Raw genomic sequence first — 22985 nt, 5'->3', positions numbered from 1 at the left:
GAATTGGAACTGTTTTTTTTTTGTTTTATAAGGAGGAAACGTCAAAATGGAAAAATTTGATTTTGGTGGATGGGCTACTCGTAATAACATTCGTTGCTCAGACGGTAGAACTATCCGTAAGAATGCTTTCGCAGACTGTGATGGCATGGAAGTTCCTCTAGTATGGAATCACTTGCACGATGATCCAGATAACGTCTTAGGGCATGCAATGCTTAAGAACGAAGATTCAGGAGTTTACGCATACGGAAAATTCAATGATTCACCATCTGGAAAATTAGCAAAGGAACTTGTCAAGAATCATGATGTTAAATGCTTATCAATTTATGCAAACCAATTAAAGCAAAACGGAGGCGATGTTTTACATGGTGCTATCCGTGAAGTTAGCTTGGTTTTAGCTGGTGCAAATCCAGGAGCGTACATTGATACAATCCTAGCTCACTCTGATGATTCAGATGAAGCTGCAATCATTAACATTCATGAAGACTCTGACAATATTGAACTATACCACAGTGATTCTAAGCCAGAGGGTGATGAAAAAGAGGAAAAGGAGAAAGAAAAAATGAGTACACCAAACAAAAACAGTACACAAAGTGATGACAAGACTGTTAAAGAAGTGTTTGACACTTTGAACGAAGAACAAAAAACAGTTGTTTATGCCTTAATTGGCCAAGCATTAGAAGATTCACAAAAGAGCGGAGGCTCTGCAAACGAGGAGGAAGAAGACATGAAACACAATGTATTTGACAACGAAATGAACGAAGAAAATGATACTTTAATTCACACTGGTATGGAAGTAATCATTAAAGACGCAAAACGTCAGGGAAGTATGCGTGAAAGTTTCTTAGCACATGCTAATGAATATGGAATCCAAAACATCGACTATTTATTTCCAGATGCTAAGAACTTCACTGACAAACCAGAATTCGTCCAACGAGAAATGGGATGGGTACAAAAAGTTATGAGTGGAGTTCACCACACACCATTCTCACGTATTAAATCAATGTTTGCAGATATTACTGCAGATGAGGCACGTGCTAAAGGTTACATCAAAGGAAAGATGAAGAAAGAAGAAGTATTCAGCTTATTGAAACGTACTACAACTCCAACAACTATCTATAAAAAACAAAAGATGGACCGCGATGATGTAATCGACATTACAGATTTCGATGTAATCGCATGGTTAAAATCTGAAATGCGTATGATGTTGGATGAGGAAATTGCACGTGCAATCTTAATCGGTGACGGACGTTTAACTTCAGATGATGACCACATCAAAACTGATAACATTCGTCCAATCGCTTTAGATGAAGATTTATACAATATCAAAGCAGATGTTAATGTTTCTACTGGTGCAACTGGAGCTGATAAAGCTAAAGCATTCATTGACTCTGTAATCCGTAGCCGTAAAGACTACAAAGGTTCAGGTAATCCAACATTATTCACCACTGAAGATTTAGTAACTGAATGTTTATTATTGGAAGACAAAATCGGTCACAAACTTTACAAGACTGAAGCTGAATTAGCAACTACTTTACGTGTTAAAGAAATTGTTACAGTTGAAGTAATGGAAGGCTTTAAAGATAAAGAACAAAAAGAAGTTGCAGGTATCGTAGTTAACTTAGCTGACTACAACGTTGGCGCAGATAAAGGTGGAGAAGTCAACATGTTTGATGACTTCGATATCGACTACAACCAACAGAAATACTTGATTGAAACTCGTTGCTCAGGAGCATTGGTTAAACCATACTCAGCTATCACTTTAGCTTACAAAGTTGGTTCTCCAGCAGCTGCTAAGTAAGGAGATTCAAAATGGCAAAATTTTATGGAGAGATTGGATTTGCAATCAGTAAGGAGACGGTCCCTGGAGTATATACTGATACGATAGAGCGCCGTTTTTATTATGGAGAAGTAAATTCAAGACGCATACGAACTACAAATGGAGCCAGTATTAATGACAATGTTAATGTTAGCGATGAGATTAGTATTGTGTCTGATCCATTTGCGAATGAACATTATTTTGCCATGAAATACGTAACTTACATGGGAGTTAAATGGAAAGTGGAAAACATTTCTGTTCAATTCCCACGTTTAGTTTTGTCACTTGGAGGAATATACAATGAGTAGCAATAGACTAAAATTACATGACAAATTAGTGGAAGCGTTAGGAAGTAGAAATGTATATTTCCAACCACCAAAAAACATACAAATGAAGTATCCGGCTATTGTCTACTCTCTAAGTGACATTGATACAAGACATGCCAACGATAGTATTTATCTAATGCGGCATGCCTACGATGTTACTGTTATTGATAAGGACCCTGATAGTGAAATTTCAGATAGAATCGCGCATTTCCCCCTTTGTCGATTCTCTAGAAAGTTCGAGTCAGATAATCTTCATCATACAGTGTTCAAAATTTACTATTAAATAGGAGGAAAACATAATGACTCAAGGAAAAAGATTAGTGTGGGACCAGACTGGTGAAAGAGTCTATGAAACTGGTACCAAGATGGGTGTGTTATTTGTTCAAGATGAGACAGGAGCATATCCAAAAGGTGTAGCTTGGAACGGATTACGTTCTGTTACTGAAAGCCCATCTGGAGCAGAAGCAACTGCATTATATGCAAATGATAGCAAATACTTAGAGTTATATTCAAATGAAGAATTTGGATGCACAATTAGTGCATACACATATCCTGATGAATTTGCTGAATGTGATGGTACAAAAGAAGTTGTTGCTGACAGTGGAGTATTTGTTGGACAACAAGCTAGAAAAGCTTTCGGTTTGTCTTACAGAACTGTATTAGGTAACGATACAAAAGGCGAAGATTATGGCTATAAATTACACTTAGTTTATGGTGCAAAAGCTTCTCCATCTGAAAAAGGATATTCAACAATCAATGATAGTCCAGAAGCTATCGAATTTAGTTGGGAATGTACAACTACTCCAGTAAATGTTGAAGGATTCAAACCTACATCTCACTTGGAAATTGACTCAACTAAAGTTAAACCTGACAAATTAAAAAAAATCGAAGATATTCTTTACGGAACTAATGACTCAGGATCTGAGGGTACAGCTAAAGAATCTAGATTACCAATGCCTGAAGAAATTATTTCAATCTTGAAAGCAGCTTAATAAAAGCTAACTATAAAGACCTCGTTTAATGTTCGGGGTCTTTTCATTTTTTATAAAGGAGTGAACTATATGTTAAAAAAAACTATTACTTATACAGATTATAACGGTGTGCAAAGAGCAGAAGACTGCTATTTCAATCTAAACAAAGTTGAAGTAACAGAAATGGAAGCAAGTGTAGAAGGTGGCTATGCTAATTTTATTGAAAAGATTGCAAAATCTGAGAATTTAAAAGAACTTATCGGAGTTATTAAAGTATTCATCTTAAATTCTTATGGCGAGAAGTCAGCAGATGGTAAACGTTTCATTAAAGTAGATGACAATGGAATTCCATTATCTAAGAAATTTGAAGAAACAGAAGCATTTGTTGAACTATACATGGAATTAGCTACTGATGCTAATAAATGCAGTGAGTTTGTTAATGGAATTCTTCCAGTAATGGAAAATACCCAAACTACTCAAGTGGTAGTTCCTTCTAACTTACAGTAATAATCAATGGAGGTGATAAGAATGCTTAAGATAACTGTACCTGCCGATGAGATGTGGGACGAAGCAAAACAAGAGTTTGTATATGGAAAGTCACAAACTTTAATGTTAGAGCATTCTTTAGTCTCTATTTCAAAATGGGAAAGCAAATGGTGTAAACCATATTTAACGGATACAGAAAAATCGACAGAAGAAATAATTGACTACATTAGATGTATGACAATTGGTTCAAATGTTGATTATAAACTTTACTACAGGTTGAGTGACAAGAACATTAAGGAGATTAGTAATTACATTAATTATCCAATGACTGCTACAACCTTTAGAGAAGTAGAAAATAGCAATCATATAAAAGGTGAACAAATTACAGCAGAACTTATTTACTACTATATGGTTGCTTTACATATTCCATTTGAATGTGAGAAATGGCATTTAAATAAACTAATAACTCTTATTCGAGTTTGTAGTATTAAGAGTCAACCTCCTAAGAAAATGAGTAAATCTGAACTTGCTAGACGTAATAGGGAATTAAATGCACAACGTAGAAGCAAGCTTAATAGTAAAGGATAAAAACTATGATTAGATTTGAACATAAGGGAGACTTTTCTAAGATCACAAAATTCTTAGAAAAAGCAAAATTAGGATCTAGAGCAAAAATTTTAGATAAATACGCTCAAGAAGGCGTAAAGGCCCTTATGTCAGCTACTCCAGTTGATTCTGGAAGAACTGCGGGGTCTTGGTACTACGAAATTGAAGATGGTAAGGGTATGGCTAAGATTAACTTTTGTAACTCATACATTAACAAAGGTATATCAATAGCTATAATTTTACAATTTGGACATGGTACAGGTACTGGTGGTTGGGTTGAAGGAAGAGACTACATCAATCCAGCCATACAACCTGTTTTTGAAAATTTAGCGGATGCAGCTTGGAGGGAGGTAACTAGTCGTGAGTAATGTTATTGATGAAAGAGTATTATCAATGAAGTTTGACAACAAACAATTTGAGTCTGGTGTTGCTACTTCAATGAATACTTTGGATAGATTAAAATCTAAACTTAACCTTAAAGGAGCTGCAGATGGACTAAAAAATGTTTCTTCAGCAGTTAAGAATGTGGACTTCTCTCCAATGTCTACTGGACTGGAGACTGTACAAGCAAAATTCTCTGCAATGGAAGTTGTGGCAATGACAGCTATTTACAGAATTACAAATTCAGTAATGAACATGGGAAAAAAGTTAGTTTCTGCTGTAACTATTAACCCAATTAAAGATGGTTTTAAAGAATACGAAACGCAAATGAATGCAGTGCAGACTATTTTGGCCAATACTCAAAAAGAGGGTACAAACGTCAAAATAGTAAACTCTGCGTTAGATGAATTGAATCACTACGCTGATAAGACTATTTATAACTTTACAGAGATGACTCGTAATATTGGTACATTTACTGCAGCAGGTGTAAAACTAAATGCATCAGTATCTGCTATCAAAGGTATAGCAAACTTAGCAGCAGTTTCTGGTTCAACATCACAACAGGCATCAACTGCAATGTATCAGTTATCACAAGCATTGGCCTCTGGAACAATTCGATTAATGGACTGGAACTCTGTAGTAAATGCAGGAATGGGTGGTCAAGTATTCCAAGATGCATTAACTAGAACTTCTGAGCATTTACAAACAGGAGCAAAAGCAGCTATTGCAGCAAAAGGATCATTCCGTGAATCTTTACAAACAGGATGGCTAACCGCAGAAGTATTAACTCAAACTTTAGATCAGTTTGCTACAGCTGCAGATACTCAAGAAGAATATGAAGCAGCAGTCAAGAAATTTGTTGAACAAGGTTATAGCCAAGAAGAAGCAAAACAAATGGCTGATATGGCTAAAACTGCAGGCGAAGCAGCAACTAAAGTTAAAACATTCTCCCAGTTAATTGATACTTTAAAAGAAGCATTAGGTTCTGGATGGACTGAAACTTGGAGAACCATTATTGGTGACTTTGAAGAAGCTAGAACAATGTGGACATCAGTTAGCAAAGTATTAAATGATATGATCACTGATAGTGCAGAAGCACGAAACAAAGTGGTAAAGGAATGGGCAAACCTAGGTGGTCGTACTAAATTGATAGAATCATTTAGCAATATTTTTAAAGGATTAGTTAGTATTGTCACTCCTATCAAAGAAGCTTTTAGGGATATATTCCCACCTGTTACTGCTAAACAATTATTAAATTTGACAGAAGGATTCGAAAAACTTACATCAAAGTTAAAAATTAGTGATGAAACTGCTGATAAATTAAAAAGAACTTTTAAAGGTTTATTTTCAGTAATTGATATGGCTAAGAAAGGACTTGAATTAGTCGGCGGTGCTATTAGTAAGGTATTTACTTCTGGTGCTTTTGGTAGTGTGATTGATATTATTCTAAGCCTAACATCAGCAATAGGAGATATGTTTACATCTTTAAATAATGGATTCACTACATCAAACATTGCTGGAAGTTTAGGCAAGATGGTTACAGATATTGCTGGAGTATTAAAAGGTGCGGCATCTCAAATCGGTAATTTTAGTGACTTGTTGTCTCAAGCAGGTCAAGGTATTTCCAATGTATTGAATGGCATTTGGAATAGTATTACTAAAGTGTTTGGATGGATTGCTAATAATGTTTCTATTGGAGATATTTTTGCAGGACTTATTGGTGGAGGAATATTCAGAAGTATACAGAGTTTTACTGACCTATTTGATAGTATTACAGATACTATTGACAGTATATTCGGAGGGGAAGGTAAAACGCCAAGATTAGCTAAAAAAATTTCAGCATTCTTTGGGGAAATTAGTAATGCATTAAGAGCGTTTACTGTTGGTGTTAACGTATCTTCATTAGTTGCTATTGCAGCTGCACTTGGAATCTTAGCAGCTTCTTTAAGAAGTATTGCTGCCTTGGATGCTGCAGATATTACTAAATCAGTAATTGCTATTGGTGCAATGTTCTTAATGCTAAATAGGTCTTTTAAATTTATTTCTAATGCAATTGCTTCATTTAAAGGAACAGGCTTAGTTAAAGCTGGTATCTCAGTTATGGCATTAGCTAAAGCAATTGATATTTTAGCAAGTGCTATGCAGAAATTAGCTAAAATTGACGAATATAATTTAGCCAAGTCATTAATAGCATTGGCAATATCAATGAAAATTTTAACCAAAGGATTTGAAGCTATTAGTATGGCACCAATTCCTATTTCTACTAGTATTGCAATTATTGCTTTGGCAGAAGCGTGTAAGATGTTAGGAGATGCTTTGCAAAAATTCTCAGGATTATCTTGGGAAGGAATAGCAAAAGGTCTTATTGGCATGGGTGGAGCTCTGGCCGAGTTAACTATTGTTATGAAAGCTTTAGGAAAAACTAGTGGATTTAAATCATTAGCTGGAGCAGTATCAATACTAATAGCGGTTCAATCCCTAGATGAAATTGCAGAAGCCCTAGCAAGTATAGGAAAATTATCTTGGAAAACAATTAGTCAAGGGTTAGTTGGAATGGGCTATGCTTTAGCCGAACTTTCAATTGCAGTTGGAGCCCTTGGCAAAATAGCAGGTTTCTCTGGAATAATCGGATCAGTATCAATATTAATAGCGGTTCAATCTCTAGATGAAATAGCAAATGCTTTAAGCGAAATTGGAAGTATGGCATGGGACGACATTAGCGAAGGTTTAACTGGAATGGGGTATGCCTTAGCTGAAGTGTCTATAGCCGCCGGAGCTTTGGGTAATTTGTCTGGACTATCTGGTTTAGTAGGAGCTGCCACTATTGTCCTAGCGGTACAATCTCTAGACGAAATTGCAAATGCATTACAACAAATTGGAGGCATGCCTTGGGATGACATCAGTAAAGGTGTTGTTGGAATGGGTTATGTACTTGGTGAAGTTGCAATAGCTTCTGGTGCGTTAGGTAAACTTACAGGGCTATCTGGTTTAATTGGAGCAGGCTCAATACTGTTAGCAGTTCAAGGACTTGGTGATATTGCAGATGCTCTTCAGACAATTGGAACAATGGAATGGGATGATATTAGTAAAGGTGTTGTTGGCTTGGGCTATGTATTAAGCGAGCTATCTTTATCATCTGGATTACTCGGGTCATTAACTGGATTCCTTGGACTTCTTGGAGCAGGTACAATTACTTTAGCGTCTCAAGGTTTAGGCGAGATAGCCGATGCATTACAAAAGTTTGGCTCAATGTCATGGGATGAAATTCAAAATGGAATTCATGCTATGGAAGAAGCATTGGGAACTATTGCACTAGGAAGTTTTTTAAACTCTTTATCTGGTTTAGGAGCAGATGCAATTGCAAAAGTAGCAAAACCATTAGGAGATTTAGCAGATTCTGTAGCCAAATGGTCTAATGTAAAAATACCAGATCACTTTGAAAGTGCATTGACTGGCCTAGCAAATGGTGTTATGGAGTTTACATTAAGTGGTTTGGGTGGTGCAGCTATTGCAACCATAGCAAAACCATTAGGAGATTTAGCTGACTCAATTACAAAATGGTCTGGAGTTACTGTACCTGAAAACCTTGGAACACAAATTGGCAGTCTAGCAGGTGGAATCAATAAATTCTGGGCAAGTGGAATGGGCGCAGATGCCTTAGCTACATTTGCAAAACCATTAGGAGATTTAGCTGACTCATTAGCGAAGTGGTCTGGAGTTACAATTCCACAAGGTATTGGAGAGACATTTGGAAGCATTGCTGATGGTGTATCAAAGTTTAGTTTCTTATTTGCAGCAGGATGGAGCTTAAGTGCTTTATCTGGCCCATTAGGTGAATTAGCAGATACAATCAACAAATGGGCTGGCATCACTATTCCAGAAGGTATTGGAGAGACATTTGGAAGTATTGCAGATGGTTTACAGAAATTCAGTTGGCTATTCATGGCAGGATGGAGTTTAAGTACATTAACTGGTCCATTGGGAGATTTAGTTGAAGCTATGAAGAGTATGACTGGATTAAGCATACCTGAAAATATTGGTACACAGTTAGGTTCTGTTGCAGATGGTTTACAGAAATTCAGTTGGCTATTCATGGCAGGATGGAGTTTAAGCTCTTTGACAGGACCATTTAGTGAACTTGTTACAAGTATTAATAAGCTTCAAGGACTAAGTATTCCTTCTGACATTGATACTCAATTAGGCAAAGTTGCAAATGCTATCAAGAACTTCAGCACAGTTGGAGATGTAACCACTGGCGCAGAAGCTACTAAAATGGTAGCTAATGCAGTTGTCAAATTATCTGGAATTGATTATGGAGCTATTACTTCAGGTCTATCTAATTTGGGTACATCTTTTGGAAACTTTGCTTCTTCTGCAGGCTCACTAAGTGGCGTTGGAGAAGCAATTGCAAATAATTTAGTAAATCCTATCAAGAATGCAGCTAAGCAACTTAATAGTGTTGGTAAGTCAATAGTTGATTCAATTGCAAGTGGAATTAGTTCTGGACAGTCAACATTAACAAATTCAATGACTACTGTATTATCTAGCATGAAATCAACTGTTAATGGTAAGCAAGGAGAATTTAAATCCTCAGGTAGAAAACTTGCCACAGAGTTAGCTTCTGGAATTAAAGGTGGTAAGTCATCTGTAACCTCTGCTGTCAAAAGTTTGGTGTCAGGTGCATCTAGTACTTTACGTGGTTATCATGGTAGTTTCCATAGTGCTGGTAGTTACTTAGCTCAGGGTTTTGCAAACGGAATTAGGTCTGGTTCATATGCAGCAAGTGTTGCAGCTAGAGCAATGGCAAATGCCGCTAAGAGTGCTGCACAAAGAGCCCTTGACGAACACTCGCCATCAAAAGAAGGTTATAAAATTGGTGATTTCTTTGGTATTGGTTTCACTAATGGTATTATCAATAACTTCAAATCTGCTAGAATTACTTCTACCAAGATGGCAGATACCGCAAAACAAGCATTAACAAATTCTATTAACAAAGTTAGAGCTTTATTAGATTCCGATATGAATGTGCAACCAGTAATTAGTCCTATTCTTGATTTATCTGGGGTTGAATCTGGTACATTGCATTTGAATAGCATGTTTGGCGGTACTCAATCGGTTGGAGTAAGAGCAAATCTTAAGGCAATTAATACAGCAATGAAATTAGGTCAAAATGGTCAAAATGGAGATATTGTTAACTCAATTAATAAACTTCGTAAAGACATTGCTAAATTAGGAGAAAGAAATACATACAACATCAATGGTATTACATATGATGATGGTTCAAATGTATCTAATGCAGTAAGTGATTTAGTACGTGCTGTAAAAATAGAAGGAAGAGTGTAATATGGCAAAAGTATCAAATTTAAAAATTGCTCTTCAAGGGTCTTCAGGGTCTACGGTCTATGCATCGTGGGATTTTAAAGACCCTACACCTTCTTCTGGATCAAGTTCTGGAGGAAGTGGAGGTGGAGGCTCAGTTACTGTTGGTAGCTGGGTTCGTGTTAAATCAGGTTCGACATGGTACAACGGTGCTGGAATACCTTCCTTTGTTTATAACTACAAATGGAGAGTTCTAGAAATAAATGGTGATAGAGCAGTCATCAACGAATCTGATTCTGGAGGCTTCCGAATTATGAGCCCTATTAGAGTAGGCAATTTACAACCAGCATAGAAGGAGGGATTATATGGCAGACCAAGGTGTAATGATATCAGGGCATGGTGATCACTATGAGGTCCAATGGTATTATGGCGTAAATGGTGTTTGGTTTGATGGTGGTTCATCAAGTGTAAAGATGAATAACGCTACATATAGTGTTCCTTCAAATGCTACAAAATTAAAGGTTACTGTTAAGCCAGTAGCTAAAACTTACAAATCAGGAGATCAGGATGTTCCATATTGGAGTAGTGAAGAAGTAACTGTTGAGATGAATGTTTCAGAGTTACCTCCAGCACAACTTTCTGCTCCTTCTGTATCTATTGAAAAGTATAACTTAACTGCTAAGATTGAAAACATTACTGATGCAAAAGCTTCTTATGTTGAGTTCGAAGTTGTTAAGGGCAACAGAGTATTCAAGACTGGTAGAGTTGAAGTTAAGACAGCTAGAGCAATCTATATTTGTCCAATTGAAGCTGGTGGAGAATACAGAGCTAGATGTAGAGCAATTAATGTTATCGGTGGTAAAGACATCGTTGGTGAATGGTCTCAATACTCAAGTGAAGTAGGTGCTATTCCTGCTGCTCCAAAGAATGTTAAGATCAGCATTGAATCAACTAAATCTGTTCGAGTATCATGGGATCAATGCACTACGGCAACTAGCTATAAAGTTGAATATGCAACTAATAAGTTATATTTCGATGCAAGTAGCGAAGTTAAATCTGCAACATCAGAGACAAACTACTGTATCATCACTGGAATTGAGCAAGGTCATGAATACTATTTCCGTGTTCAAGCAGTAAACTCAAAAGGTAGTTCAAGTTGGAGTGATATTATTTACAAAATTGTAGGTACAAAACCAGAACCTCCAACAACATGGTCTTTAACTGCTTCTGCTATTATCGGTGACCCAATGACGTTATATTGGACTCACAACTCCCAAGATGCATCAAAGCAATACGAAGCCCAGATTGAATTAACTATTAACGGTAAAGCTAATATTGTTACTTTAGATACTTCAAAAGAAGAAATTAAGGACAATGAAACTAAGATTTACACTTATGACTTAGACCTTTCAAAATACACTGAAGGAGCTGAGATACTATGGCGTGTTAGATCAAGAGGTGTGTCACTTGAATACTCAGATTGGTCAGTTCAACGCAAGATTAATACTTATGCACCACCAGTTGTAACTTTAACTTTGAATGAAGGAAATACGGCACTTACATCATATCCTTATAGAATCAAAGTAGAGGCAGGTCCAAGTACACAAGAAGCAATTAACATTAATATTTCAATTGTGGCTAATAACAGCTACAGAACACAAGATTCAACAGGCAAAAATGTAATAGTCAATGCTGGTGAAGTTGTATTTTCTAAGAACTCTCCAGCTACTAAGAATACGCTCACACATGTATTAATGCCTCAGGATTGTATATTAGAAAACAATCAATCTTACAAAGTTAATGTAACTGCCTCAATGAATTCTGGTTTAACTGCTTCAACAAGTGCTGACTTTGTAGTAAGTTGGGAAGAGATTTCGTTCTATCCAGATGCAAGAATTACGATTAATAAAGATTCTGTATGTGCTTATATTAATCCATTCTGCTATGATGAAAACTACGAAATTCATGACAATGTTGTATTAGCTGTGTATAGAAGAGAGTTTAATGGCGAGTTCACTGAGATTGCTACTGAGATTCCAAACTATGGTTCAGTATCAGTAACAGACCCTCATCCAGCTATGGACTATGCGAGGTATAGAATCGTAGCAAGAAACAAAAACACAAATGTAATAGGATTCACAGATATTCCTCCAATCAAGGTAAATGAACCAGGAATTATTATTCAATGGGATGAAGAATGGACTAGCTTTGGTTCTTTAGCTGAGACTGCTCCAGAGATTCCTTTCTATAATGGTTCAATGGTCAGACTACCTTACAATACAGACACAAGTGAAAGTTCAGATGTGGACACAGAGCTTGTTGAGTATATTGGAAGAAAGAGTCCTGTTGCATACTTTGGAACACAACAAGGCATTACTGGTAGCTGGACTTGTGAAATTCCAAGAAGTGACAAAGATACAATCTATGCACTTAGAAGATTACAAATTTGGATGGGCACAGTGTATGTTAGAGAGCAAAACGGTACTGGCTACAATGCCTTTATCAATGTTACATTCACTAACAAACATGATAGCCTTGTCATACCAGTAACATTAACAGTAAAACGAGTTGAAGGAGGGATTTAGTCATGCCTGATTTAAGTCTAGATGGCAATGTACAAGTTCAAAAGTATGAAGTTAATTGGCACGAGTCAATGCAGCAAACTTATGAATTCTATGTTGTTGACCCTTCGACTTGGAAAGATACTAAACAATTAACAGAGGTGGAATCTTGCTCAATCACTAGAGATGCTAGTGTTCAGACGTTAGGTTCTGCCTCTTTTGATGTTGGAGAAAGTTTGGATGAATGCTATGTAAGAGTGTATCTTGTAGTAATTCAAAATGGCTTTACTTCGAAGTTTCCATTAGGTACATATTTGTTACAGACTCCTTCTGCCGAGTTTAATGGTAAGCAAAAAAGATATTCTATTGATGCTTATACACCATTAATGGAGTTGAAAGAGTCTTACCCACCTATTGGATATTCTATTCTTAAAGATACTAAGATAATGCCATTAGCTAGTAATCTGTTTAGAGAACACATGAGAGCCCCAATCGTCAATGCTAAGAGTGAAGAAAAGTTATATTCTAACTTTGTAGCTAATTTAGATGATACATGGCTCTCTTTTCTTTCTGATTTAGTGGCTAACGCAAAGTATGAGATTAAGTTGGATGAATTAGGTCAAGTTATATTCGAACCAATTGTTGCAACTGAATCATTGCAACCAGTTAAAGAATTCAATGATGATAACAGCTCAATTTTATTACCAACTTTAAAAGATGATAGAGATTTGTATGGTATTCCAAATGTGGTTGAGGTTGTATATTCTACTGACAAACTACATTTGCATTCTCGTGTTGTGAATGATGATCCAAATAGTCCTATATCTACAGTTGTTAGAGGAAGGGAAATTGTGCATAGAGATAGTAGTCCAAAATTTAGCGGCACTCCTACTCAAGCTATCATTGATTCTTACGCTGACCAATTGCTTAAGAGTTTGAGTTGTATGGAGCATACTGTTACATTTACTCATTCTTATTATCCAGTTCGTGTTGGTGATGCTGTGATGTTAAATTACAAAAGAGCAGGCTTAGAGAATGTCATTGCTAAGATTACTGCTCAAACAATCAAATGTGGTACTGGATGTTCTATTCAGGAAACTGCCACATATACTACTAAACTTTGGAGGTGAGAGAAATGGACTTAGATAGATCTTTATTAAAAGAATTCGCTAAAGTTGTCAATGACGTTGGTGATAAACCAGAATCAAAGCAATATGTTCATGGAACAATTACTACAGGTGCTGGCAATACTAAGTGCGTTATGTTAGATGGTTCTGACATGTTAACTCCTATCTCTGAGGTTGTGAATGCTGAAGCTGGGGATAGAGTTTTAGTTAGTGTGAGTAACCATCAAGCTACTGTTATTGGTAATATTACATTTCCACCATCAGCAAGAAAAGAAGATCAAGCAATTGAGAGTGCTAATGGTGCTTTAAATCAATCTAATCAAGCAATGGAGAAAGCTAAGGATGCACAAACAAAAGCTAGTAGTGCAATTACAGATTCCTCTGTTGCTTCTGCTCTTGCTAATGAGGCTAAAACTGAATCTGCTAAAGCTCAAGAAGCAGCTAATACCGCAATTCAAAATGCCGGTGAAGCTAAACAGTTGGCTCAAGCAAGTAGTAATAAATCAGATGAAACACAGCAATTAGTCAATCAAGTTAAAGACTCTGTCACTGCTGCTAATAAAGATATTGGTAAGTTGAAGGCAGAAGTTAAGACTGCTAATGACAATATTGCTAGTGCTAATACTAAGTTGGAAGAACAAGCTGGTGAAATTGCTACAATCAAGGAAACATATTCTACAAAAGTTGAGACTGAGAATACTAAAGCTGACTTAACTACTGAGATTAGTAAAAAAGTAGGAGAGTTACAGACATCAGTTGAAAAGAACTTTGCTACTAAGACTGAGAATGTTGCATTAGAGCAAAAACTTCAGACCCAGATTACTCAGAACGCAGGTGAGATATCTAGTACTGTAACTAAGGTTGAGAAACTTGAATCTGATACTACTGAGCAACAAAAGAATATTGATAAAGCTTTACAAGATGCACAGGCTGCTCAAACGGCTGCTGATAGTGCTAATACTGCTGCCAGTAATGCTAAAACTATTGCTGATACTGCTCAAAAAGCTGCTGATACAGCTACTGCTAATGCTGCTAGTGCTCAAAAGGCTGCTGACTTAGCAAATGAGAAAGTAACAGCTGCTGATAAGAATTTGCAATCTGCTAAAACTGATTTAAAGGAAGCACAGGAAAACTTAAAAAATGTAACATCTCGTGTTGATGCAACTGAGCAAGAGATCTCTGATGCTAAACAAAAAGTCGATACTGCAAACGCTAATGTTACTCAAGCTTTGAAAGATGTTGCTGAGGCTAATGCTGCTGCAAGTAAAGCTAATGAAGTTGCTTCGAAAGCACAAGGTGAGGCTACCGCTGCTAATAAGGCTGCTAGTGATGCGCAGACTAAGGCAGCTGATGCACAAAAGGTAGCAAATCAAGCTTCTGCAGATGCATTGAAAGCACAAGATGATTTAGCTGCATTAACTAATCGCGTAACTAAAGCTGAAACAAATATTACTCAAACTAATGAAGCAATCACTGCTCAAGCTACTAAGGTTACTGAGACTAGTAATAAAGTCGATGGTGTAAAAGAAGATCTTGCCAACAACTATTATTCTAAAACTGAAACTGATGCTCAGATTAAAGTAGCAACTGATGGAATTAAGCTTAGTGTATCAGAAACCTACATTACTAAAACTGAAGGTGAAAGTATTACTAATGCTGCTAACAATGCCTTAAACAATTCAACGCAAGCGAAAAAAGATGCAGAGAGTGCATTGAATAAAGCTCAAGATATTGTAGATAAAGTTAACAGTGGTGAACTTGATGGTGAAGACGCAGTTATGCTCTGCATTGAATCTACAAATGGCACAACTTTCAAGAACAGTGATGTTGCGACGATATTTATCGTTAAGATATACGTTGGAAGCATCACGATAGACAATTCGACTAAATTAAAAGAAGTGTTTGGGAAGGATGCATACTTACAATGGCTGATTAAAAGACATGGCGAAGAAGAATTTACGAATATTCCATTAGATGATTCTAGGTTGAACGACAATGGATTCCTATTCACAATCAATGCAAAAGATATAAAGTTCAAGGCAGTATTCAACTGCGAATTAAATATTTAGGAGGAAACAAAATATGGCAATTAAGGCTGTAAATCAAATTGATGTAATCGATTTAACCGATGGTTATTCCGTCGTATTAACAAATGACAACTATACGTTCTTGGGTACTACGAGTTCCGTAAATGGTACACAGACAACTACTACACAGGTGATGGCATTATGTGGTAGTGAGCAGGTCCCATGTACGGTAGGAAATATTACATGTCCTGCAGGAATTTCAGCGGTTTCTGATGGTAAGACACCAATGCCAACGATCACTATCACTGCAACATCTGCATTGACTAAGAGTGGTACTATCACTATCCCTATCGTTGTAAATGGTGATATCACTATTAACAAAACTTTTAGTTACTCAATTGCATTTAAAGGGCAGACAGGACAAAATGGTACAAGTGTAACTGTAAGGTCAACATCTGTAACATACCAGGTCGGTGCAAGCGGCACTACTAAGCCAACTGGAGAATGGAAAACTGAAGTACCTAGTGTACCGAATGGGCAGTTCTTATGGACAAAGACAGTAGTAAATTATTCAGACGGCAAATCAACAGAAGCCTACTCAGTTTCTTATAAAGGTACAAATGGTACGAACGGTTCAAACGGTACAAGTGTTACTGTAAGTTCAACATCTGTAACATATCAAGCAGGTACAAGTGGCACTACTCCTCCGACAGGACCTTGGAGTCCTACGGTTCCTAATATAGCAAACGGTCAATATCTATGGACAAAGACAGTAGTAAATTATTCAGATGGAAAGTCTACTGAATCATATTCTGTATCTTACAAAGGCACAAATGGAATCAATGGAACAAACGGTAAGGATGCTATCACAATGGCAATCACTTCAAGCGGTGGAACAATCTTCAAAAACACTGCCATTGCTACAACTTTAACTGCTCACGTTTATAAAGGTGGAGTTGAAGTGACTGGCTCTGCTTTATCTAGTTTAGGAACTATTAAGTGGTATAAAGATGGAGGAACTACTGCAGTAGCGACAGGTACGACTTATACAATCGGTGCTGGTGACATTTCGAACAAAGCTACATTTAGTGCTCAATTGGAGGGATAGATATGGCAATTAAAGCAACGGCTTTAATTACATTAACTAGAGTAAATGATGGTAAAGGTATTAAGTCTACATCAGTAACTTATCAAATATGGTCAAATGGTACTTCAACTCCGACTGGTACATGGTCATCTACTCCTCCAAAAACTACTGCTGATAAACCATATTTATGGACAAGGACAGTAATTACTTATAGCGATAACACTCAGAGTACTTCATATTCTGTTGGAAGTACTCCTGAAGGGATTCAAGTTGGTGGTAGGAATTTATTAATGCAATATATACGAGCTGGTGGCCAGACAACCAAAATAGATGATTTATCAATAAAGATTGGTACAGGAGTAGCTGATACATGTTTCTACTTGAAAGCACATCAAAAGCTAATTAAAGGAGAGATATACACTATATCATGTGATGCTTCGAATGTACCGAGTGGATGCGATTGGTCTTTTGGAGTAACTGCTCAAAATGCGACATGGCAATTACACATAAATAAGAATGGACGATGTTATGCTACTGGAACCCCGAATGAGGATAGATTGCCAGGGATCGAGTTTATTATTGATGATCTTACAGGACGGCTATCTACTGCACCAAATATCATCTTGAGTAATTTCAAACTTGAAATAGGTAACAAAGCCACCGATTGGACTCCAGCTCCCGAAGACCAAGAGCAGTATGTTAATGATAAAATCGCAGCTTCTGAAAAGACGACAGAAGAGAGCTATAAAGCATTAATTGACCAAACTGCTCAAAAGATTAGCTTATTAGTCCAAAGTGTAAAATCTACAGCTGATTCAAACTCTTCTTCTATATCTACCATTGCCAGTAACCTGAAAGTTACATCAGATGGTTTAAACGCTACTAAAACTTCTATTAATACTTTAACAGATGCGGTTAATGGTACCGTTTCAAAGCAAGAATTACAGCAGTATCTTAGATGGAATGGTGGGGATTTAGAGTTAGGTAACTCAGTACAACCATTTAGATGTAAGCTATCAAATACAGAATTAGCGTTCTATCAAAATGAAGATAAAGTAGCATGGATTTCAAACAAAGAACTATATATTTTAAAAGCCATTATTGCCCAATCAATTGGATGTGGAAATTTCCTATTCGTTGATGAAGGTGATCTTGGCTTTTCTTTAATTTAGGAGGTGAGTAGATGGCTAGTAATAGTACTCAATTAGGATGCGCTAACACAAGTTACAAATATACATTAAGTGTTAACTGGTCTGAAAGCGAAACAAATATTGCAAACAACACCACTAAGATTTCTGCTAATGGTTCTTTAAGTGCTAGTAATGTTGGGTTTGATGCTTTATACGATTCATATGCTTGCCATTTAAAGCTATATTGGCATGATAACAATAAAAATACAGATACATTATTTGCTACTTCTGGAGCATTTACTACATGTGGTATGGGCTACGGTACTCGTTCAGTATCTGGATCAATCACAGTAACTCACAAATCTGATGGTAGCTTAAGCGGTTATGTAAAAGTATATTTCGATGCTCCTACTACTTCAGGAGGTTGGTCACCTAGTTCTTCTTCATGTAGCACTGGATGGACAACATGTACTACAATTGCTCGTGCTTCAAGTATTAGTGGATTAAGTGGTAATCAATTAAACAGTGGAGTATCAGTAACTATTGATAGAAAATCAAGCTCATTTACTCATAAGGTAGAGTATAAATTTGTAAACAGTGGATGGACTACTGCTAGTTCTAACGCTGCTACAAGTTGTTCGTTTACCCCACCATTATCATTAGCAAGTCAGATTCCTAGTGCTACGAGTGGTGCTTTAACAGTCAGAGTTACAACTTACAACGGCTCAACTCAGATAGGTAGCTCAGTTACTAAGAGTATTAATCTGAGTGTTCCGTCGACAGTTGTTCCAAATATATCCGGTTTAACAGCAACAAGAATAGATAATGGAGTTCCTAGTTCCTGGGGTATTTATGTTAAAGGTATATCTCAAGTAAAGATTACAGCCAGTGGTGCAAGTGGATCATATGGTTCAACAATTTCAGGTTATTCTATTTCTGGTCCGGGTTTGTATACTAACTCAAGCTCTGGTACTTCCGGACAGTTATCTTCTACTGGTACTCAAACTTATACTTGTACTGTAACAGATTCTCGTGGGCGTAAAGCTTCAAAATCAGTAAGTATTACAGTTGTAGATTATTCATATCCTAGTATCTCAATGTCTGTTGAACGTTGCCAATCTGACGGTACAAAGGATGCAAGTGGTACATATTTAAGAGTTGTTATTAATTATGAAATAGCTTCAGTATCAGGTAAAAACTCAATAGCATCTAAGTCGTGTAGTTGCAATGGTGTTTCAAACTCATCATTTGCATCTGGCACGGCTTTTGTTTTAGCTGCTAATTGTTCTATTGGTTCTCATTATGCTGTGGATGCAAGTATTAGAGATGCATTAGGTAGAACAGCTAGTGCAAGTGCAGAAGTAAGTACAGCCTATCGTGTTCTAAATGTTAACAAGAATAAAGACGGTGTTGCTATTGGTAAGTTTTCTGAAAAGTCTGCATTTGAAGTTAATATGGATAGCTATTTTTATGGAGATATTTATGGACGAAAAATAACTTCTGGAGAAATCACAACCTTTGGTGGTAGATTTGATGTATTTACTGGTTCGACCTTATGGGTAAAACTTGGTACTTGGGATTCTGGTTATGATTCTAGTGAATGTAAAATTACTGTGCTTACTGGTAACGGATATAACGCTGGCACAAATCAAAATACTGAAATTGAGATATTTATTAAAGATAGTTGGCAAAGTTCAGTTTCTTCAACAAATGCATATGGTGCGACCTTTATAGTTAAATATAATTACGATTATGCAATTAATGTATTTGTCATGGCACAATCGTATCATGTATGTGATGTTTGGGTTCGTCTTCCATATAGTTATGGTAATGGAACTTATTTATTTGAAGGTAATGGACATTGGACACATTCTATTGACACTCGCCCGTTTGATTCGAATCCAACATCTGGTGTATTGCAATCATGTAAAGAAATGACCGCTGATTATAAAGGCTATCCAATTGGTTCAATTTATCTTAGCTGGAATAATACAAACCCTCAAACTTTTATGGGTGGCACATGGGTTAGAATGGCTGAAGGTAGAGGCTTGTTTGGTATCGGATATTCTACAGGTAAAGATGGGTATAAGGGGCAAGTCGGTGAACACGAAGAGTTCGGTAGTTGGAAACATACAATAACCACAGATGAAATGCCAAGTCATGAACATGGCGTATACATTCAGAATACCTCAGGGAACCCGCAAATTGATGCACCTCAATGGACTATAGCGTTTCCAAATAATTGGAAACAATATGCATCAGCAACAAAATTACTTGTATCATCTACTTCTAAAAAAGGAGGAAACCAATCATTTTATACTGTTTCACCATATATAGGTATATATGTCTGGCGTCGCACAGCTTAGAAAGGAATATTCAAAATGGTAAAAACACATGAAATTAATTTAAGTATTGAACTATTTAATTCATTCACAAATAGAAACTATATCATTCTAGATAACAGCGAATTAAATATTCAAAAGAGTGATTATATTTTGTTTAGACAGACGATTTCTGCAAAGGGTGAGGAAGTGCCAACAGACCTTTTCAGAATGACTCAAGTACAAGATATTGTAGAAGATAGTGGCTTAAAAGAAGGCTATGTCTTAATTAATGTAAATAAGTTATAAAAAAACTAGCCGCGAGATTTGTTGGCTAATCACGGCTAGCCTAACCCAAATGGTTAGCAAAGGATACTTATATTCTACATTATTTAAAAATTAAAGCAAACAGAAAAGAGGAAAATATTATGGAATTGAAAGATACAATTGAATTAATGAAATCTGCAGACTACAAAGATAGATTTAAAGCTGAATATTTTCAGGTAAAGATTCGTTATGACAAATTATTAGTCATGTATAAAAAGATGTGTGATGGTACATTAGAATTTACACCGACATGCCCTAAAGAATTCTATATTTTGCAATTAGAATACATGAATCGTTATTTAGATATTCTGAAACGTCGTGCAAAACTTGAAAACATAGATTTAATTTCATAGGAGGTAATTACAATGAACGTAATTCAAAATTTAGTAAGTCCTAACTTATATTATTGTAAATGTCCTTTTGACATGAATTCAACTCGAATTGTTGTTCATAACACTGCAAATGACGCTTCTGCTAGAAACGAAATTCAGTATATGATCAACAATCATAACGAGGTTTCATTCCATTATGCTGTCGATGACAAAGAAATTGTTCAAGGTATTCCTGAAAACAGAAACGCTTGGCATTCAGGAGATGGTGGAAACGGAGTAGGTAACAGACAAGGTATTGCTATTGAAATCTGTTACTCAAAGTCTGGTGGCACAAGATTTGATGCTGCTGAAGTCTTAGCTGCTAAATTCATTGCATTTAAATTAAAAGAAAAAGGATGGGGAATTGCTCAAGTAACTAAGCATCAAGACTACAGCCCTAAATACTGTCCACACAGAACTCTAGATAAAGGATGGCAGAGATTCTTAAACATGGTTCAAGCAGAGTTAAATGCTCTAAATGGACAATCTAAACCTGCTGTTCAAAATGGAGCTTTAGAATCTTATAACGGATTTGTAGAAATAACATATTCTGGAGCAGATGGTATTGTTTTACATACTCAAGCTTCTTGGGATGATTCAACAGCTGCAGAAACAGTTAAAAAGGGTGAAGTATTTACTGTTGTAGGACGTCAATTAGTTGATGGAGTTTACATGTATAAACTTAAATCTGGTAAATGGATTACATCAGCAAAAGAATATGTATCATTTAGAACAGAATTACACGGATCTACAACTCAAACGACACAAGCCCCAACACCAGCTAAACCAACTTGCAAATATGGTGTAGGAACAAGAGTCTGCACTAATACTTTGTCAAATGACTCAGCTGGTTCAAAGGTATATAAAGGGGAATGGTCAGGAAAGATCACAAGAGTCATTCCAGGAGCTAAGTTCCCATATTTATTAAACAATGGAACAGGATGGACAAACGATACTGGAATTGACACTGATCCAAATGTGCCAAGATAGGAAGGAAAAGGTGAACTATTATGGATTTCAACGCATTAACACAAAACTTTGAAATTGTTGTACTTGTCGGATGTTTAGTGGTTGGGTATATTATTAAAAAATCATTAGACTTCATTCCAAACAAGTATATTCCAACAATCTTAGCAATTTTAGGAGCTTGTTTGAACTCAGTCGCTAAAGGACCAAGTTTAGAAACAATTGTTTACGGTGCACTAATGGGTCTTGCATCTACAGGTATGCACCAAGCATTTACACGATTTGTAGAAAACACACCTGAAGAATAATTGAGGCTTGATCATGGTTTTTACAATTAATTCTGATCAAGTGCTTTGGGTATGTACTTCGCTTGCTGCTCTATGGACTGCGTGGGGTATCTTCAAACAAATTAAAAAGCCAAGTGACGACCACAGAGCAATGTTACTTAAGCATGATAACGACTTGAAAGAACACGAGGAGTTATTCGCTAAGGACAATAGACGGCTTATTACATTAGAAGATGGGTACCGCAAAATGTTAGAGTGGCAAACGGAGCAACATCGTATAAATATGGAAAACGAAAGACGATTTAAAGAAGATGAGGAGACTCGTAAAGTAATCATGAAAAGTCTTTATGTCATAATCAATCACACAATTACTGGTAATGGCATTGACCAACTTAAGCATGTACGAGATGACTTAAACGACTTCCTTATTGAGAAGTAAAAACAAAAGAGGGCTCGTTATATTTTCAAGTCCTCTTCGTTTTTCTGTGTGTACTAATAGATGTTAACCAACCGGTTCCATAATGTGAACGTGGCAGTTAAAAAAACCAGGGGTAACGACATTGGCATGAATGACTTCTTCATTTGTTTCATGATATTCTTCAATGGAAACAATTTTTCCGTCTTCAATTGAAATCAATTGATCTTTCTTTGGTGTATCACTCACTCCATCAATCATTATTTTTGCGTGTACGACTAATTTGCTCATAATTAAAACTCCTTTTTAAGTGATTATGAACCTTGAAAGAGAAATATGCAAGTAGTTTCAGAAAATTAATGTAAAAAAGAGGGAATCCTTGGATTCCCTACAACATAGATTTAAAGGATATTTAAATTCTTGTAGGGTCGAACATAGTCCTTAAATTTTTATAGGGTCGT

Annotated in this window: 20 protein-coding genes; 19 read left to right on the top strand and 1 reads right to left on the bottom strand. The window is 36.4% G+C overall.

The window, feature by feature from the left end:
- The first annotated feature begins 46 nt into the window (after positions 1 to 46).
- The 19 genes from KTQ83_RS00630 to KTQ83_RS00540 all read left to right on the top strand — a co-directional run bounded on the left by KTQ83_RS00630 (position 47) and on the right by KTQ83_RS00540 (position 22548).
- Positions 47 to 1798, top strand: coding sequence for an HK97 family phage prohead protease (locus KTQ83_RS00630; protein ID WP_217256312.1), 1752 nt, complete (start codon positions 47 to 49; stop codon positions 1796 to 1798).
- 11 nt (positions 1799 to 1809) lie between these two features.
- Positions 1810 to 2124, top strand: coding sequence for a DUF7253 family protein (locus tag KTQ83_RS00625; protein ID WP_217256313.1), 315 nt, complete (start codon positions 1810 to 1812; stop codon positions 2122 to 2124).
- A 317-nt stretch (positions 2125 to 2441) separates the two neighbouring features.
- Complete coding sequence (locus KTQ83_RS00620; RefSeq protein ID WP_217256314.1) at positions 2442 to 3134, top strand: hypothetical protein; 693 nt, start codon at positions 2442 to 2444, stop codon at positions 3132 to 3134.
- 69 nt (positions 3135 to 3203) lie between these two features.
- Positions 3204 to 3620 (top strand): hypothetical protein, encoded by a 417-nt coding sequence (locus KTQ83_RS00615; RefSeq protein WP_217256315.1) that lies wholly within the window; start codon positions 3204 to 3206, stop codon positions 3618 to 3620.
- A gap of 21 nt (positions 3621 to 3641) precedes the next feature.
- Positions 3642 to 4187, top strand: coding sequence for a hypothetical protein (locus KTQ83_RS00610; RefSeq protein ID WP_217256316.1), 546 nt, complete (start codon positions 3642 to 3644; stop codon positions 4185 to 4187).
- Between the two features lie 5 nt (positions 4188 to 4192).
- On the top strand, positions 4193 to 4573 hold the full coding sequence (locus KTQ83_RS00605) for an HK97 gp10 family phage protein (RefSeq protein WP_217256317.1): 381 nt from the start codon (positions 4193 to 4195) through the stop codon (positions 4571 to 4573).
- Entirely contained in the window at positions 4566 to 9929 is a 5364-nt protein-coding gene (locus KTQ83_RS00600) for a tape measure protein (RefSeq protein WP_217284998.1), read from the top strand. Before KTQ83_RS00605 ends, KTQ83_RS00600 begins: the two co-directional genes overlap by 8 nt.
- 1 nt (position 9930) lies before the next feature.
- Positions 9931 to 10257 (top strand): hypothetical protein, encoded by a 327-nt coding sequence (locus tag KTQ83_RS00595; protein WP_217256319.1) that lies wholly within the window; start codon positions 9931 to 9933, stop codon positions 10255 to 10257.
- Positions 10258 to 10270: 13 nt separating this feature from the next.
- The gene (locus tag KTQ83_RS00590; RefSeq protein WP_217256320.1) at positions 10271 to 12490 is read left to right on the top strand and encodes a fibronectin type III domain-containing protein; all 2220 of its coding nucleotides are present in this window, start codon (positions 10271 to 10273) and stop codon (positions 12488 to 12490) included.
- 2 nt (positions 12491 to 12492) lie between these two features.
- Positions 12493 to 13596, top strand: coding sequence for a hypothetical protein (locus tag KTQ83_RS00585; protein ID WP_217256321.1), 1104 nt, complete (start codon positions 12493 to 12495; stop codon positions 13594 to 13596).
- A 5-nt stretch (positions 13597 to 13601) separates the two neighbouring features.
- The gene (locus KTQ83_RS00580) at positions 13602 to 15662 is read left to right on the top strand and encodes a coiled-coil domain-containing protein (RefSeq protein ID WP_217256322.1); all 2061 of its coding nucleotides are present in this window, start codon (positions 13602 to 13604) and stop codon (positions 15660 to 15662) included.
- Positions 15663 to 15675: 13 nt separating this feature from the next.
- Complete coding sequence (locus KTQ83_RS00575; RefSeq protein WP_217256323.1) at positions 15676 to 16728, top strand: hypothetical protein; 1053 nt, start codon at positions 15676 to 15678, stop codon at positions 16726 to 16728.
- 2 nt (positions 16729 to 16730) lie between these two features.
- Entirely contained in the window at positions 16731 to 17879 is a 1149-nt protein-coding gene (locus KTQ83_RS00570; RefSeq protein ID WP_217256324.1) for a hypothetical protein, read from the top strand.
- 11 nt (positions 17880 to 17890) lie between these two features.
- Positions 17891 to 20203: a DUF859 family phage minor structural protein gene (locus KTQ83_RS00565; RefSeq protein ID WP_217256325.1), complete on the top strand. Its 2313-nt coding sequence runs from the start codon at positions 17891 to 17893 to the stop codon at positions 20201 to 20203.
- A gap of 15 nt (positions 20204 to 20218) precedes the next feature.
- Entirely contained in the window at positions 20219 to 20467 is a 249-nt protein-coding gene (locus tag KTQ83_RS00560) for a hypothetical protein (RefSeq protein ID WP_217256326.1), read from the top strand.
- Between the two features lie 119 nt (positions 20468 to 20586).
- Entirely contained in the window at positions 20587 to 20838 is a 252-nt protein-coding gene (locus KTQ83_RS00555) for a crAss001_48 related protein (protein ID WP_217256327.1), read from the top strand.
- A 12-nt stretch (positions 20839 to 20850) separates the two neighbouring features.
- Positions 20851 to 21846 carry a peptidoglycan recognition protein family protein gene (locus KTQ83_RS00550; protein ID WP_217284997.1) on the top strand — a complete coding sequence of 332 codons (996 nt, stop codon included), beginning with the start codon at positions 20851 to 20853 and terminating at the stop codon, positions 21844 to 21846.
- A gap of 20 nt (positions 21847 to 21866) precedes the next feature.
- The gene (locus KTQ83_RS00545) at positions 21867 to 22130 is read left to right on the top strand and encodes a phage holin family protein (protein ID WP_217256328.1); all 264 of its coding nucleotides are present in this window, start codon (positions 21867 to 21869) and stop codon (positions 22128 to 22130) included.
- 13 nt (positions 22131 to 22143) lie between these two features.
- Positions 22144 to 22548 carry a hypothetical protein gene (locus tag KTQ83_RS00540; protein ID WP_217256329.1) on the top strand — a complete coding sequence of 135 codons (405 nt, stop codon included), beginning with the start codon at positions 22144 to 22146 and terminating at the stop codon, positions 22546 to 22548.
- 63 nt (positions 22549 to 22611) lie between these two features.
- On the opposite strand, the gene KTQ83_RS00535 is transcribed toward KTQ83_RS00540, so the two are convergent.
- Positions 22612 to 22815 (bottom strand): hypothetical protein, encoded by a 204-nt coding sequence (locus tag KTQ83_RS00535; protein WP_217256330.1) that lies wholly within the window; start codon positions 22813 to 22815, stop codon positions 22612 to 22614.
- Positions 22816 to 22985: the final 170 nt, after the last annotated feature.

This window comes from Holdemanella porci, from assembly GCF_019052655.1.
GTDB classification, from domain to species: domain Bacteria; phylum Bacillota_I; class Bacilli_A; order Erysipelotrichales; family Erysipelotrichaceae; genus Holdemanella; species Holdemanella hominis.
This window is presented reverse-complemented; position numbering and strand designations above follow the sequence as displayed.